Genomic DNA, 15,003 nt, shown 5'->3' with positions numbered 1-15,003 from the left:
TTGCGCGTGCGCATGTCATGGAGATGTCACGGAGTGCGCCGATGCAGGGGCTATAGTGGCGTTCGGTATTTTTCTTCACCTGCGAGGCGCATGATGGCTCTGAGCCTGGATGACATTGCCCTGCTGTTCACACGGCACGGCCACACCCAATACACCGGCGAGCCGGTCACGCAACTGGAACACGCGCTGCAATCGACGCTGCTGGCCGAGCAGGAGGGCGCAGCGCCCAGCCTGATCGTGGCCAGCCTGCTGCACGATCTCGGCCACCTGCTGGAAGACCTGGGCCAGACGCCCACCCTGGCCGGCATCGATGACCTGCACCAGTACCGCGTGCTGCCTTTCCTGCGCGGCGTCTTCCATGAATCCGTGCTGGCTCCGATTGCCCTGCACGTGGATGCCAAGCGCTACCTGTGCGCCACTGATCCGGACTACTTCGCGCAGCTCTCGGCCGATTCGGTGCGCAGCCTGCAATTGCAGGGCGGGATCTTCGATGTGGAACAGGCCGCAGCCTTCATTGACCGGCCCTATGCCGAGGATGCGGTGAGGTTGCGGCGCTGGGATGACCGTGCCAAGACGGCGGGTTTGCCGACGCCCGATTATGCGCACTATGCAGGCTACTTCAATGAATGCCTGCTGCGGCCGGGCAAGGCCAGCCGTCCTCAGGCCAGATAACTTTTCCGATACGCTGACGGGGTGGTGCCGCGCAGCTTGCGCAGCGCATGCGTGAGCGCACTCTGGTCGCCATAGCCACAGCGCTGGGCAATCTGCGCCAGCGGCAGGCTGCTGGTGCGCAGCAGCTGGCAGGCCCGGGCCACGCGCACTTCGGCCAGCCAGGCGCGCGGCGACGTGTCCAGTTCAGCGCGAAACCATTCATGCAGGCGGCTGGGTGAGATCGCCGCCAGCTCCGCCATCTGCGCCACCGTCCAGGGATGCTCGGCGCGCGCCTCCACCCGTGCCAGCATCAAACGCAGCCGCGACAGTGCCTGCGGCTGTTGCGTGAGCGCGTCCAGCAGCAGGGGAACCCAATGCTGCAGCGTGTTGCCGGCGGGGCGTGTGTCGCTGAGTGCCACCGCCATGAATTCCACCAGTTTCCCGGCGGCGCGGGACAAGGGCAGGAACGGGCGCTGTGCCAGCGCCTCCAGTTGCAGGCTGCCGACCGCATCGGGTGCCAGGTCGACCACCAGTGAACGATTCTCGCCGCCCGCGCGCGTGGCATGCCGCGCACCGGGTTCGACGAAGGCCGCCGTGGCGGTATCGGCCAGGCCTTCACGGCCGGCAATGTCCATCGCCAGATGGCCTGCCAGCGGCAGCACCAGTTGCGGAAAATCATGCCGGTGCGCCAATGACTCCTCCCGATAGCTGCGCAGGTGCAGCTGCGCCACGGGTGGGGCAGTGTCGGGATGCGGTCGCGAGGATGGGATCATGGCGGGCAGGGATGCAAAGCAATCCCGCCATGATAGCGGACTTCGCTGCTACAGCCGGATCTGCTCGAAGGCCGTGATGCGCTGGCGCGCTTCGCCGACCTGCGGCTGCTTGCCATCGGCGATGGTATCGGCGGCGCGTACCCTGGAACCGAAGTCCAGCCCGGTCATCCTTTCCAGTTCGGGAATGGCCACGCGCCAGTGGTTGACGTCCACCGAGGGCAGGTCGCGCGGCGTTCCCAGGCTGTGCCGGCTCTCCGACAGCAGGGCCGACTGGTCGGCCAGCAGGCCTACCGCTTTCAAACCTTGCTTGCCCTTCCACACCACGATCTTGAAGAAGGCCGAAGGGATCTGTACCTCATCGGCCCACAGGTCCACCTGGTCGTTGAACACCGGGCCCTGGAAGACGCACAGGCGGCCCTTGCTGCTGGTAGCCAGTACGCCGTTCTCCAGCACATAGCGCTCCAGGCCCTGCCAGTAGGTCGCGCTCTGGTTGAAGCGGAAATGCTGGGGCGAGCAATTGGTGAAATGGAAGGTATCGGCATTGGCGCGCTCGGCTTCTTCCGGGCTACCCCAGCTCGGATCGGAGCGGCGCGTCAGGTGGCCGCGATCGAAATAGGTTGACCACGCCGAATAGAAATCCTGCTCCAGCACGCTGCCGGCCGCCACGCGCGGATCGCGGAACCAGGCATCGCCTTCGGCCGCGTTGACCTGGCCACTGCCGCGATCGACTGCAAGGTAATGCGTGCCGTCGATGTTGGTGGCAGTGAAGGCGGCCATGCGGCGGCGCTTCAACAGCTTGATGCTGAAGTGTTCGTATTTCAGTTCGCCGTCGTCGCCAGCGGCCCCGGCCCCGGCCACGGTAGGCAGCAGCGGGACGATGTCGCCCGCCAGCTTCGCATCCGGCTGCGGCAGCGGCAGCTCTGCGCCGGGGATGAAAGCGGCATCGTAGCCGCTGCGATTGCCGTAATCCGGATCGATGCGCAAGGCTTCTGCGCCTGCAGAGGGGCGGGGCGGAGAGAGCCGGCGTGGTGGCTGCAAGGTCGCGTTGTTGGCAGAGAGGCTTGCGTTGGCGGCGGCGGGCGTCGTCGCCTGGGCGACGGTCGCTGCTCCTCCCGCAACCCGCACCGTCACTTCCAGCGGAATCGTCAGGGTTGCGGTCTGCAGAGCGATGTCTTTGCCACTGTTGTTCATGCTGATCTCCTGTGTCATGTCGGATGCGGTGTTGTCGGCGACGGTGAGGGCCCCGGGCGCGCTGGCCACCTGATAGCTCAAGGCTTCCTGCAGCAACGCCCGGGCCTCAGGCGGCAAGGTGGGCAGGCGTGCCAGCAGGTCACGGTAGAGGGCGCTGATGCGTATGCCTTCGTTGACCTTGCGCAGCGGTTGATCTCCCGTACCGGCATCGCGATAAGGCTCGCCCCAGTGATGCAGGGCCACCAGCTGCCAGTCGTCATTGAAGACCGGCGAGCCGGACGAGCCTTGCTGGGTATCGGTCTCGTAGAGCAGGGTGTGTTCGGTGCGCGCGGTGACGGTGTTATTGCGGATGCTGATCATCTTCATCCAGCCGGACGGATGCTGGATGATGTTGGCCGCCATGCCGATGACGTGCTTGTCGGGCTGGTCCGAGAGCGGGCAGAAGCCCAGCTCCTCCACCGTGGCCGTCCCCGACTGGCGTTCGCCCAGCGCGATGAGGGCATAGTCCAGCTGATCTGCTGGCGAGAACAGCGCCAGCCGCTCCGGTGCCAGCAGGTAGCTGGTGGTGGCACGCGGCACCCCACGGGCGTCGAGTTCGCGCAGGAAGGTGAGGCGTGTGCCGCGTGCGGCAGCGGCGTCCGCAATGACGTGCTGGTTGGTCAGGAACAGGCGCGGGCTGATCAGGAAGCCGGTGGCCAGTTCGCTGCTCTGATCGCTGTTGACCTCGACGTAGGCTACCGCTCGCGCCACCGCTGCGCCTTGCGCCAGGAAGCTGGCGCGCAGGAAATCCTCGCTGTCGCCGATGATCGATTCGGGACCGGCCGGATGGCCCAGGTTGCGCTGGCGCAGGGCATAGGCGCGCGCCCGTTCGCTGTCGGGCTCGGCCTCGCGCCATTGTCCGCAGGCTACCAGCGAGCGTACGCGCTGACGTTCACTGGCAGTGTCGGCCACGCAGGCGCGGAAATCCTTGACGGCTTGGGCATCCATGGCATCTCCAGATTCTCGGGGGAGGGTCTGGGGACGTTATTACCTTCATATGACATCGGCATGACCTGAAACATCTTGCAAAACATCAGTGTTTCCGGTGGCCAAGACAAAGCCGCCGGGCTTGCGCCACGGCGGCTTTGGGAGAAGCCTGGATGCGGGTGAAGCTTACTGCATATGCCAGCCGTGGCTGACCACCACGGACTGGCCGGTCAGCGCATTGGTCGGGAAGGCCGCCAGGAATACGGCGGTCTGGGCCACGTCCTGGGTGGTGGTGAATTCACCGTCCACGGTGTCCTTGAGCATGATCTTCTTGATGACATCCTCTTCGCTGATGCCGAATTCCTTGGCCTGCTCGGGGATCTGCTTTTCCACCAGCGGTGTACGCACGAAGCCGGGACAGATGACATTGGTGCGGATCTTGTCCTTGGCCCCTTCCTTGGCCACGGTCTTGGCCAGGCCCAGCAGACCGTGCTTGGCGGTCACGTAGGGCGACTTGAGCGCCGAGGCCTGATGCGAGTGCACCGAACCCATGTAGATGATGGAGCCGCCACGGCCCTGTTTGATCATGGCTTTCATCGCGGCACGGGTGGTCAGGAAGGCGCCGTCCAGGTGGATCGCCAGCATCTTGCGCCAGTTTTCCAGCGACAGTTCGGTGACCGGGCTGATGATCTGGATGCCGGCATTGCTGATCATGATGTCCAGCCCGCCGTAGGTGTTCACGGCATCGGCTACGCCCTTGTCGACCTGGGTTTCATCGGTGACGTTCATGGCCACCGCCATCGCGGTGCCGCCGTTCTTGACGATCTCTTCAGCCGTGGCCTTGGCGGCTTCCAGAGCCAGGTCGGCGATGACGACCTTGGCGCCTTGTTTGGCATATTCGATCGCGATTTCCTTGCCGATGCCGCTGGCCGAACCGGTAATGAGTGCGACTTTATCCTTGAGTAGCATGATCTTCCTTTATGTTTCGAGTTGACGGACATTGCAAAGCCAGACCGCCATCGGCACCGGCGCTGTCGCACACGGTGTCCGATGACGGCCATCAATCCCTGGTTTCGATGAACTGCGCACCGAAAGATTCCACGGGTGCCGATCTCGCCCTTGCACCCGTTTTCCTTGCCCTCGCGCATGCGTCTGCTCCCCGCAGGGAGGTCTCCGGACGCCGCTTTGTCATGCCATTGTAACGCTGGGCTGCCGGTTGTTGCTGCACTGCCAAAACGGCCGCAAAGGTCATGTGCGTGAAACATTCGCTGGTTAGTCTGTGCAGCGTTATCCCGGGGACATCGGCTGTTTCTCGAAATTAATCGATCAATTCTTCGATTTCATTTGAGGCAGCCGCAATTCTGAAGGGGACGCGGGAAGCAGTTCAGGTGAGGTCGCTTATGTTGTCTGGTTGACCTGGCTGACATCTTCCACGGTCTCTTTCAAACATCACCACAAAGGACAATGCATGAGACTGCTTACCATTCCTGCCGATGCCAATCCGAGTTTTGCCAAGCTCAACCTGAGCCTGGCCAGCACCCCGGAAGAAGTGCGCGAAGTTCAGCGCCTGCGCTACAAGGTCTTCATCGAAGCGATGAACCTGTCGGCCCTGGCCAACCCCGAAGGCCTGGACAAGGATGAGTTCGACGACTACTGCGATCACCTGATCGTGCGCGACAGCAAGACCCTCTCCGTGGTCGGCACCTATCGCGTGCTGAGCCCCCACGGTGCGCGCCGCATGGGCAAGTTCTACTCGGAACAGGAATTCGACCTCTCGCGCCTGGACAACATCCGCGGCGTCATCGCCGAAGCCGGCCGCGCCTGCATCCACCCGGACTACCGCAGCGGCGGCGTCATCATGATGCTGTGGGCCGGCCTGGCCGCCTACATGCGCAAGGAACGCTGCGAATACCTGATGGGCTGCGCCAGCGTGAGCCTGGCCGATGGTGGCCACAACGCCGCTGCGCTGTACCACGCCTTCCGCGAAAAGAACCTGGCGCCGCCGGACTATCGCGTCACGCCGCTCCTGCCCTTCCCGCTGGAAGACCGCCAGGCCGGCGTTGATCCGCAGATCCCGCCGCTGCTGCGCGGCTACCTGCGCAGCGGTGCGTGGGTGTGCGGCGAACCGGCCTGGGATCCTGATTTCCACTCGGCCGATTTCTTCCTGCTGCTGCCGCTCTCCAAGCTCGACAGCCGCTATGCCCGCCACTACCTCAAGGATTCGAGGACCGCATGAAGCCACGCGAACAGTTCATGGAAAAAGCCCAGGGGCTGTTCGCCGACCTGGGTCCCGACCACGATGCCGGTGACGAGGAAGCCAAGCGCGATCCGCTGCGCTTCCGCACCATCTGGATTTCCGATATCCACCTGGGTACCACCGGCTGCCAGGCTGAACGCCTGCTGGAGTTCCTGCGCGCCACCGAATCCGAAACGCTCTATCTGGTCGGCGACATCATCGACGGCTGGCAACTCAAGCGTCGCTGGTACTGGGACCAGTCCCACAACAACGTGGTGCAGACCGTGCTCAAGAAAGCCAAGAAGGGCACCAACGTCATCTTCGTTCCCGGCAATCACGATGAAGTGATCCGCCAGTTCATCGACCTCGATTTCGGCGGCATCAAGATCCGCGACGAGCTGGTGCACGTGACCGCCGAAGGCAAGCGCATGCTGGTACTGCACGGCGACCGCTTCGATGGCGTGATCGCCTGCGCCAAGTGGCTGGCCTACGTGGGCGACAGCCTCTACACCATGATCCTCAAGTTCAACCAGTGGTTCAACAGCTGGCGCGCGCGTGCCGGGCTGCCGTACTGGTCGCTTTCGCAGTACCTGAAATCCAAGGTCAAGAATGCGGTGAACTACATCACCTCCTTCGAAGACGCGCTCGCTGACGAGGCCAAGAAGAAGGGCCTGGATGGCGTCATCTGCGGCCACATCCACAAGCCCGAGATCCGCGACATCGGCGGTGTCGTCTATTGCAACGACGGCGACTGGGTCGAGAGCCTGTCGGCGCTGGTGGAAGATCCGAACGGTGAACTGCGCCTGGTGACCTGGCAGGAAATCATGCAACTCAAGCGCGCGGGCAAGGAAGCGCGCCAGGCCGCCCGCGAACTCGCCACCGTCTGAGGCAGCGGGTTCCTCGCGAATCATATCGTTTATATTGTTTATATAGTTTATGCGCATTGCCATCATCAGCGACGCCGGAGAGCCGCAAGTCAACGGCGTCGTCAACACCTTGCGCTCCACCGTGCGTTGCCTGCGCGGTCTTGGTCACGAAGTGCTGCTGCTGTCGCCGCGCGACTTCCGCACCTTCGCCTGTCCGACCTATCCTGAAATTCGCCTGGCCTACAAGCCCTATGCCCGCATCGTGGCGGCGCTCGAAGCCTTCCAGCCCGATTGCATCCACATCGCTACCGAAGGACCGATGGGGCTGGCGGCGCGCCGTTATTGCGTGCGCCACAAGCTCAGTTTCACCACGGCCTATCACACCCGTTTCCCGGAATACCTGGCGGCGCGCAAGCTGCTGCCCAAGGCGATCACGTATCGCCTGCTGCGCTGGTTCCATGGCCGCTCCGAAGCCATCATGGTGCCCACTCCCGCGATGAAGACGGCGCTGGAAGAGGAGGGCTTCCGCAACGTCGTCCTGTGGGGACGGGGCGTGGATACCAATCACTTCCGCCCGGCGGTGGAAGACCATGCCTGCATCGAACGTCCACTGTTCCTCTACGTGGGCCGCGTGGCGGTGGAAAAGAATATCGAAGCCTTCCTCAAGCTGGACCTGCCCGGCACCAAGTGGGTCGTGGGCGATGGCCCGCAACTGGAAGACCTGAGCGCGCGCTATCCGGAAGTGCGCTTCCTGGGGGCCAAGGGCCACGATGAGCTGCCGGCGTATTACAACTGCGCTGATGTATTCGTCTTCCCCAGCAAGACCGATACCTTCGGCCTGGTGCTGCTGGAGGCCATGGCCTGCGGCATTCCGGTCGCGGCCTACCCGGTGGAAGGTCCGATCGACGTGGTCGACAACGGCGTGTCCGGCATATTGCGCCAGGACCTCAAGCAAGCCTGCCTGCAGGCCATGAAGCTCGACCATGAAGCCGTGCGCGCCCACGCCGCCACCCGATCCTGGGAATCGGCCACCCAGCAGTTCCTGCAGCACCTGCACCTGGCGCAGCGCAGTGCGCCCGGCAAGGCTGCGGCCATCAAGCCGGTGCGAGAGATTCGCTGACCCGCCAACGGCTTCCTTGCGCAGCCGTTCAGTTCTTCATCTTTTGATAACTATGCAAGACGCACATGAGGGCATGCCGACAAAGCATTGGCATGCCCGCGCACCCCTCTTCTAAGATGCGCCACGCCCGCGCGCGCCAGCTGTAATACTGATTACAAAAAACCAAGAAACCAGGCTGGATGCACGCTGCAGACCGCCCGTCTCGGCCTGAAAGCCGCGACCGGCGCGCCTTGCCGGGGCAAGGTGGCGGGGCGGGCATGAATCATGCTCCACCGCGAGCGCAACAACACGCAGTAAAAAGAGCAACTCGCAGGGTGCTGGTTCACCCTGCGCGCAATTGCATCACCGTCGACGTTCGCGTTATCAGGAAGAGACACGCCATGATTCAACATCTCAAGATCGGCAGCCGCCTGGCATTCGGCTTCTGCCTCATTCTGCTGCTGGCCACCGCCATCCTGCTGATCGGCCTGTGGCGCATGGCCGAGCTGGAAGCCAGCAGTGAATACGTGATTGACCAGAAGGTCGCCGCCATGACCAGCGCCATGAACATGCGCGAAGCCGGCAGCCAGCTGGCCCTGGCGCTGCGCAAGGTGGTCACGCCCACTGATGCCGCTGAGGGCAAGGCCGAGGACGCACACCTGGGCGAGATCCTGAAAGCCTATGCCGGCTTCGAGAAGCAGATCACCGGCCTGTCCGCCGATGGCCGTGGCAAGGATTTGCTGGCAGCCACCAGCGGCGAGAGCAAGAAACTGTTCCCGCTGGTGGAGCAGATCCGCCAGCAGGTGGCCAGCAACAATTACTTCGATGCGGCCCAGCAGCTCAAGAGCGATTTTCTCCCTGCGCATGAGAAGTGGATGGCCAGCGTGGCGGCCCTGGCGGCGTTCCAGCAGGAGGACATGAAGCAGGCCCACGCTGACGCCAAGGACAGCTACCGCAAGGCGCAGATCGGCATGCTGGCTATGGGTGTGCTGACGCTGGGGCTGGGCTTCTTCTTCACCTTCATCATTACGCGCTCCATCGTCAATCCGCTCAAGCGCGCCGGCAGTATTGCGGAAACGATTTCCCGTGGCGATCTCACCCACGACTTCCACGACCAGGGCCGCGATGAAGCCGCGCATCTGGTCAACGCCCTCGATGCCATGCAGGGCAATCTGGCGACTACGCTCAACGAGGTCAAGGAGAGTGCGGCCGTCATCGCCGTGGCCTCGCATGAAATCGCGCGCGGCAACGTGGATCTGTCGAACCGCACTGAATCGCAGGCCTCCAGCCTGGAAGAAACCGCCAGCTCGATGGAACAACTGACCTCCACCGTGCAGCAGAACGCCGCCAACGCGCAGCAGGCCAACCAGCTGGTGCTGTCGGCCTCGGATTACGCCACCAAGGGTGGGCGTGTGGTCGGCGACGTGGTCGCCACCATGGGTTCGATCAAGGAGAGCTCGGGCAAGATCGTCGACATCATCGGTGTGATTGATGGCATTGCTTTCCAGACCAATATCCTCGCGCTCAACGCGGCAGTGGAAGCGGCCCGTGCCGGCGAGCAGGGACGCGGGTTTGCGGTGGTCGCCTCGGAAGTGCGCGCGCTGGCCCAGCGCAGCGCGGCGGCCGCCAAGGAAATCAAGGAACTCATCAGCGACTCGGTGGACAAGGTCGATGCCGGCGGCAAGCTGGTCGATGAAGCCGGGGCCACCATGAGCGAGATCGTGGCCTCGGTCAAGCACGTGGCTGACATCATGGGCGAGATCACGGCCGCCAGCCAGGAGCAGAGCGCCGGTATCGCCGAGGTCAACAATGCCATCGCGCAGATCGACGAGATCACCCAGCAGAATGCCGCACTGGTCGAGCAGGCCGCCGCCGCTGCCGAAAGCCTGCAGGAGCAATCCGATGTGCTGGCCCGTGCCGTGGCCGTGTTCAAGCTGAAGACGGCGGCGCAGGCGCGGCCTCAGTCACAGCCTCAACATCCGGCGCACAAGCAGTCCGCCGCGCCGGTGATGAACAGTCCGGCAGCGGCGCGCATGGTCAATCCGCCGCCCGCGGTGGCTGCCGCCAGGAAGCCAGCCGTGGCCAGCTTGCCGCCTGCCTCCGGTGCGTCCAAAGGCAAGCCGGCGACGGCCGCACGCGATGATGATTTCGAGGAATTCTGATCGGATGTGCTGTTGCAAGAACTTGTAATTCTGGTTAAGCATTAGTCAATAAAAAATCAAGTTCGCGTGCAAGCGCCGCCACCCTTCAAGGTGGCGGCGCTTTTATTTTTTCAGGGTGGCAAGCACGCTGTGTGAGAATTCAAGATAATTGCGAAGTTGCCGTAAAGCTATATCAAATGTTGCAGGCGGATTGCCCCGGCAAGGGGAGGGCGGTCACCTGCGCACCCGGGGGGGAAGAGCGCGGCGTCGCAGAAGCGGCCACACAGGCCGGACGACGACCACGCCGATTGCGCAGAGTGCGCAGTACGCGGCCCCGGGGATTACAGTGCGGCACTTTCCCTTCATCCACCGGAACTAGTCCATGTCCATCAAGAACCTTTCGATCAAGGCGCAACTCGCCATTGCCGTCCTTGTCCTGTCCCTCCTGCTGCTTGCGCTCGGCCTGTCGGGCCTGCTGGGCATGTCGGCCGCCGTGAGCATCAACCGCCAGCTTTCCGAAGAACGCATCCCCAAGACCGTAGCCGCCGACAACACCCTGATCTGGATCGGCCGCCAGCGTACCTCGCTGGACCAGGCCGCCATGAGCCTGGATGCGGCCTGGACCGAGCGCATGTTCGTCATGGAAGCCAATGCCCGCAAGGAAGCCCTGCAATGGTGGGCCAAGTACAGCGCACTGCCGCAGACCGACGAGGGCAAGGTGATGCTCAAGAAGGTCTCCGAGGGACTGGCCGCCACCCAGGTCGAACTGGACAAGTTCATTGCCGCCATCAAGTCCGGTGATCGCCAGGCCATCGCCGACCAGGCGCGCAAGGTGGGCTCGGTCTATACCGCCATGCAGCTCGATGGCCAGGCACTCAACAAGTACGAAACCGAACAGGCCGCAGAGAGCCTGGCTGCCTCCAATGCACGCTACGAAGCCTCACGCCTGTTCTCGATTGCCGCCGTCATCGGTGGCCTGCTGCTGGCCTTCTTCAGCTGGTGGTCGTTGCGCCGCGCCATCGGTGAGCCGATGCAGCGCGCGCTGGGCCACTTCGATGCCATCGCCAATGGCGACCTGACGCAGCCGGTCCACGTGCATTCGAAGAATGAAATGGGCCAGCTGCTGCAAGGTCTTTCCCGCATGCAGGAGAGCCTCTCGCGCACCGTGCGTGCCGTGCGCGGCGGCAGCGATGCGATTGCCACGGCCACCCGCGAGATCGCGTCCGGCAACCTGGACCTGTCCGCACGCACCGAGCAGCAGGCGGCCTCGCTGGAAGAAACCGCCTCCAGCATGGAAGAACTGACCGGCACCGTGAAGCACAACGCCGACAACGCCCGCCAGGCGACGACCCTGGCAGTCAATGCCTCCACCATCGCCGCCGACGGCAATGCCGTGGTCGGTCGCGTGGTGCAGACCATGGAGGAGATCCGCGAGAGCTCGGCGCGCATCACCGACATCGTCAGCATCATCGACGGCATCGCCTTCCAGACCAACATCCTGGCCTTGAACGCCGCTGTGGAAGCGGCCCGTGCCGGTGAGCAGGGCCGCGGCTTTGCGGTGGTGGCCACCGAAGTGCGGGCGCTGGCGCAGCGTTCTTCCAGTGCCGCCAAGGAAATCAAGGAACTGATCATGCACTCGGTGGAACGCGTGCAGGCCGGTTCCGAACTGGTCGGCCAGGCCGGCGACACCATGAGCGACGTGATCCAGGCAGTGCAGCGTGTCACCGACATCATGAGCGAGATCTCGGCCGCCTCCAATGAACAGAGCGCCGGTATCGATCAGGTCTCGCGCGCGGTCACGCAGATGGATGAAGCCACCCAGCAGAATGCCGCCCTGGTGGAACAGGCCAGTGCTGCGGCCAAGTCGCTGGAGCAGCAGGCGCAGGCATTGATGCAGGAAGTGGCGATCTTCCGCGTGGGGCAGGGCGATGTGGTGAGCGGTCGGCCGCAGGTCAACGTGCAGCAGCCTGCCGTCAGTCCGGTCAAGCCGGTTGCGGCGACCAAGCCGTCCGCGCCCAAGGCGGTCCCGGCACTGAAGCGCCCGGCCTTGCCGGCAGCCGCCGCCAGTGCCAAGCCCGCCTCGCGGCTGCCGGCGGGGGATGATGGCGACTGGGAGACCTTCTGATTTCCTGATCTGCTGATCTCCTGATCTCCTCCGCTCCGGACGAACTGGAGTTTTTGCCAGAAACTTCACCCCGCTCCATGAAGAATCGCCGCAGCCCGCTTGCGCAGGGTGCGGCGATTTTTTCATTCACTTTTCACGCAAAAGGGGGCGATCCACCCCTCCTGTGCGAGGGTCAGCGCGGCGGATGCTTGCCCGGGCTGTTCAGCAATTCCGGGGCGACCACGGCCTTGAGGTAATTGGTGGTCACGTCGCCGCGGTCGCGCTGCGCGATCCACCACACGTTGCCCTTGCGCAGCGACCATTCCTGCGGCTGTCCCGAGATCAGCCGTGCCGCCACCTGGCCCAGCGTCGGCTGGTGGCCCACGATCAGCACCGGCTCGCGGCTGTCGGGCCAGTTGGCCGCGCGCAGCAGGTCGTCGGCGCTCATGTTGGGAGCCAGGTCGGCCACCACCTTGTACTTGCGCTTCAAGGCTTCCACCGTTTGCAGCGTGCGCGTGGCCGGGCTGACCAGGATGCGGCAGCTCTCGGGCAGGTTGCGGTCCAGCCATTCGGCCATCTTGGCCGCCTGCTTGTGCCCCTTCGGGGTCAGGGCGCGGCCCTCGTCGGGCTCGCCCAGTTCAGCCTCGGCATGACGCCACAGAATCAGGTCCATCTCAGCTCCTTGAGGAAATCAGCAGGCCGCCATGCGCGGCATTACACAGGCTCTTCCGGCGGCGTGGCCGGAATGCCCAGCGTGGTCATCAGATGCTGCTGGGCGTTGAAGGACTGCTGCTTGCTGCGCGCTTTCTTGAGGGTATAGACACCATTGACATCAAGGTGCCAGGCGTTGGTGTTGTCCTTCAGGTAGGGATTCAGACCCTCGTTCATCACGCGTTTCTTGAGCGCCTTGTCCAGCACCGGGAAGCCGACCTCGATGCGGCGGAACAGGTTGCGGTTCATCCAGTCGGCGCTGGCCAGGTAGACGTCGTGCTTGAGGTCGTTGCGGAAGTAATAGATGCGCGAGTGTTCCAGGTAGCGGCCGATGATGGAACGCACCTTGATGTTCTCCGACAGGCCCGGCACGCCCGGCCGCAGCGCGCACGCACCGCGCACGATCAGGTCGATCTTGACGCCGTCGGCCGAGGCCGCATAGAGCGCGCGGATCACCGATTCATCCAGCAGCGCATTCATCTTGGCGATGATGCGCGCCGGCCGGCCTTCCCGCGCGATCTGCCCTTCGTTGCGGATGGCGCGGATGATTTCCTTCTGCAGCGAGAACGGGGCCAGCCACAGGTGCGTGAGATTGCGCGGCTTGGTCAGGCTGGTGAGGTGGATGAAGACTTCGTTGACTTCGGCGGTCAGCTCCTGGTTGGAGGTCAGCAGGCCAAAGTCGGTATAGAACTTGGTGGTATTGGGGTGGTAGTTGCCGGTGCCCAGGTGCGCATAGAAGCGCAGGTTCTGGTCGTCGTCACGGCGGATCACCAGGGCCAGCTTGGCGTGCGTCTTCAGGCCGACCACGCCGTAGACCACCTGCGCACCGGCCTGCTCCAGCTTGACGGCCCAGTTGATGTTGGCTTCTTCATCGAAGCGCGCCATCAGCTCCACGATCACCGTCACTTCCTTGCCATGCTGGGCGGCGTAGATCAGGGCCTCCATCAGGTCGGAGTTCATGCCGGTGCGGTAGATGGTCTGCTTGATGGCCAGCACGCGCGGATCGTGGGCGGCGGTGCGGATGAAATCGACCACCGGCTGGAAGGACTGGAAGGGGTGGTGCAGCAGCACGTCCTTCTTGTCCAGCGCGGCGAAGATGTTTTCGTTGGCCAGCTGCGGCGGCAGCGTGGGCGAGAAGGGCGGGAAGCGCAATTCCGGCTGGTTCACCAGGTTGACGATCTCGCCCAGGCGCACCATGTTCACCGGACCCTGCACGGCGTACAGACGATTGCGCTCGATGTTGAACTGGTTCAGCAGGAACTGCGCCAGGTGTTCCGGGCAGTTGGCCGCCACTTCCAGGCGCACCGCCACGCCGAACTGGCGGCTCTGCAATTCGGTCTCCAGCGCCTGGCGCAGGTTCTTGACCTCTTCTTCATCGACCCACAGGTCACTGTTGCGGGTGACGCGGAATTGCGAATAGGCGGTGATGTCGCGGCCCGGGAACAGGTCCGCGATATGCGCATGGATCACCGAGGACAGCAGGCAGAACGAGGATTGCCCCTTGGCCGACAGGTGGTCCGGCAGCTTGATCACGCGCGGCAGCACGCGTGGTGCCTTGACGATGACGATGGCCGTGCCGCGTCCGAAGGCATCCTTGCCGGAGAGCTCGATGATGAAATTGAGGCTCTTGTTGTGCACCTGCGGGAAGGGGTGGGCCGGATCCAGCCCGATGGGCGTCAGCAGCGGCCGCACGTGCTGCTCGAAATAGTGCTTCACCCAGGCGCGCTGCGCTTCGTTGCGGTCGTCATGGCGCAGCAGGTGGATGCCGTTGGCGGCCAGCTGCGGCAGGATCTCTTCGTTCAGGAGTTCATATTGGCGCGTGACGATGCGGTGGCATTCGGCGCTGGTGCGTTCGAGCGCGGCGCGCAGTTCGGGCGGGTCGATGTTCTCGCCCTCGATGCGGTTGGCCAGCAGGCTGGCGATGCGCACTTCGAAAAATTCATCGAGGTTGCTGCTGCAAATGCACAAATAGCGCAGGCGCTCCAGCAGCGGCACGCTGTCATCTTCGGCCTGGGCCAGCACGCGGCGGTTGAAGGCCAGTTGTGACAGTTCACGGTTGAGGTAAATCGTACTGGCGGGAAGTTCAGGTTGGGTACTGCTCTCCGGCTTTGCTTTTCTGGTCATCAATGGTCCCTGTCCATCCACTTAGAGCGGGCAGTGTATTTAGGAGGTATGACGAGTTTATGACAACACCTTGGCTGCTTTGTCATATTTGCTTCAGTATAAATCCATCTCTATATGATGACAAAATCATATTTGTCTGCA

Annotated in this window: 11 protein-coding genes; 6 read left to right on the top strand and 5 right to left on the bottom strand. The window is 63.5% G+C overall.

Going from position 1 to position 15,003, the window contains the following annotated elements; genetic code table 11:
- Positions 1 to 93: 93 nt before the first annotated feature.
- Positions 94 to 672, top strand: coding sequence for a phosphonate degradation HD-domain oxygenase (locus tag B3873_RS16955; RefSeq protein WP_286867510.1), 579 nt, complete (start codon positions 94 to 96; stop codon positions 670 to 672).
- Here the strand turns inward: B3873_RS16955 and B3873_RS16950 are convergent.
- From B3873_RS16950 to B3873_RS16940, 3 genes are all read right to left on the bottom strand, one after another.
- Complete coding sequence (locus tag B3873_RS16950; RefSeq protein WP_286867467.1) at positions 660 to 1,382, bottom strand: helix-turn-helix transcriptional regulator; 723 nt, start codon at positions 1,380 to 1,382, stop codon at positions 660 to 662. The two genes, B3873_RS16955 and B3873_RS16950, sit on opposite strands and share 13 nt — an antisense overlap.
- A 90-nt stretch (positions 1,383 to 1,472) precedes the next feature.
- Complete coding sequence (locus tag B3873_RS16945; protein WP_286867466.1) at positions 1,473 to 3,602, bottom strand: DNA/RNA non-specific endonuclease; 2,130 nt, start codon at positions 3,600 to 3,602, stop codon at positions 1,473 to 1,475.
- 165 nt (positions 3,603 to 3,767) lie between these two features.
- Entirely contained in the window at positions 3,768 to 4,550 is a 783-nt protein-coding gene (locus B3873_RS16940; RefSeq protein ID WP_034332649.1) for a 3-hydroxybutyrate dehydrogenase, read from the bottom strand.
- 499 nt (positions 4,551 to 5,049) lie between these two features.
- Between B3873_RS16940 and B3873_RS16935 the strand changes: the two genes are divergently transcribed.
- The 5 genes from B3873_RS16935 (at position 5,050) to B3873_RS16915 (ending at position 12,048) form a co-directional block, all read left to right on the top strand.
- Complete coding sequence (locus B3873_RS16935) at positions 5,050 to 5,817, top strand: GNAT family N-acetyltransferase (RefSeq protein ID WP_039788946.1); 768 nt, start codon at positions 5,050 to 5,052, stop codon at positions 5,815 to 5,817.
- The gene (locus B3873_RS16930; RefSeq protein ID WP_286867465.1) at positions 5,814 to 6,704 is read left to right on the top strand and encodes a UDP-2,3-diacylglucosamine diphosphatase; all 891 of its coding nucleotides are present in this window, start codon (positions 5,814 to 5,816) and stop codon (positions 6,702 to 6,704) included. Before B3873_RS16935 ends, B3873_RS16930 begins: the two co-directional genes overlap by 4 nt.
- 49 nt (positions 6,705 to 6,753) lie before the next feature.
- Complete coding sequence (locus B3873_RS16925) at positions 6,754 to 7,803, top strand: glycosyltransferase family 4 protein (protein ID WP_209531873.1); 1,050 nt, start codon at positions 6,754 to 6,756, stop codon at positions 7,801 to 7,803.
- A gap of 380 nt (positions 7,804 to 8,183) precedes the next feature.
- A complete protein-coding gene (locus B3873_RS16920; RefSeq protein ID WP_286867463.1) occupies positions 8,184 to 9,944 on the top strand; it encodes a methyl-accepting chemotaxis protein in 1,761 nt (586 codons plus the stop codon).
- Positions 9,945 to 10,305: 361 nt separating this feature from the next.
- Positions 10,306 to 12,048 (top strand): methyl-accepting chemotaxis protein, encoded by a 1,743-nt coding sequence (locus B3873_RS16915; RefSeq protein WP_286867461.1) that lies wholly within the window; start codon positions 10,306 to 10,308, stop codon positions 12,046 to 12,048.
- A 172-nt stretch (positions 12,049 to 12,220) separates the two neighbouring features.
- On the opposite strand, the gene sixA is transcribed toward B3873_RS16915, so the two are convergent.
- Both sixA and ppk1 read right to left on the bottom strand, forming a co-directional pair.
- Positions 12,221 to 12,700 carry a phosphohistidine phosphatase SixA gene (gene sixA, locus B3873_RS16910; protein ID WP_039788936.1) on the bottom strand — a complete coding sequence of 160 codons (480 nt, stop codon included), beginning with the start codon at positions 12,698 to 12,700 and terminating at the stop codon, positions 12,221 to 12,223.
- Positions 12,701 to 12,741: 41 nt separating this feature from the next.
- Positions 12,742 to 14,862: a polyphosphate kinase 1 gene (gene ppk1 / locus B3873_RS16905; protein WP_286867458.1), complete on the bottom strand. Its 2,121-nt coding sequence runs from the start codon at positions 14,860 to 14,862 to the stop codon at positions 12,742 to 12,744.
- Positions 14,863 to 15,003 lie beyond the last annotated feature (141 nt).

Origin of the sequence: Herbaspirillum sp. UBA812 (genome assembly GCF_002296545.1) — a bacterium.
GTDB lineage: Bacteria > Pseudomonadota > Gammaproteobacteria > Burkholderiales > Burkholderiaceae_D > Herbaspirillum > Herbaspirillum huttiense.
Note: the sequence above shows the minus strand (reverse complement) of the source record. Positions and strands in the feature narration are given on the sequence as shown.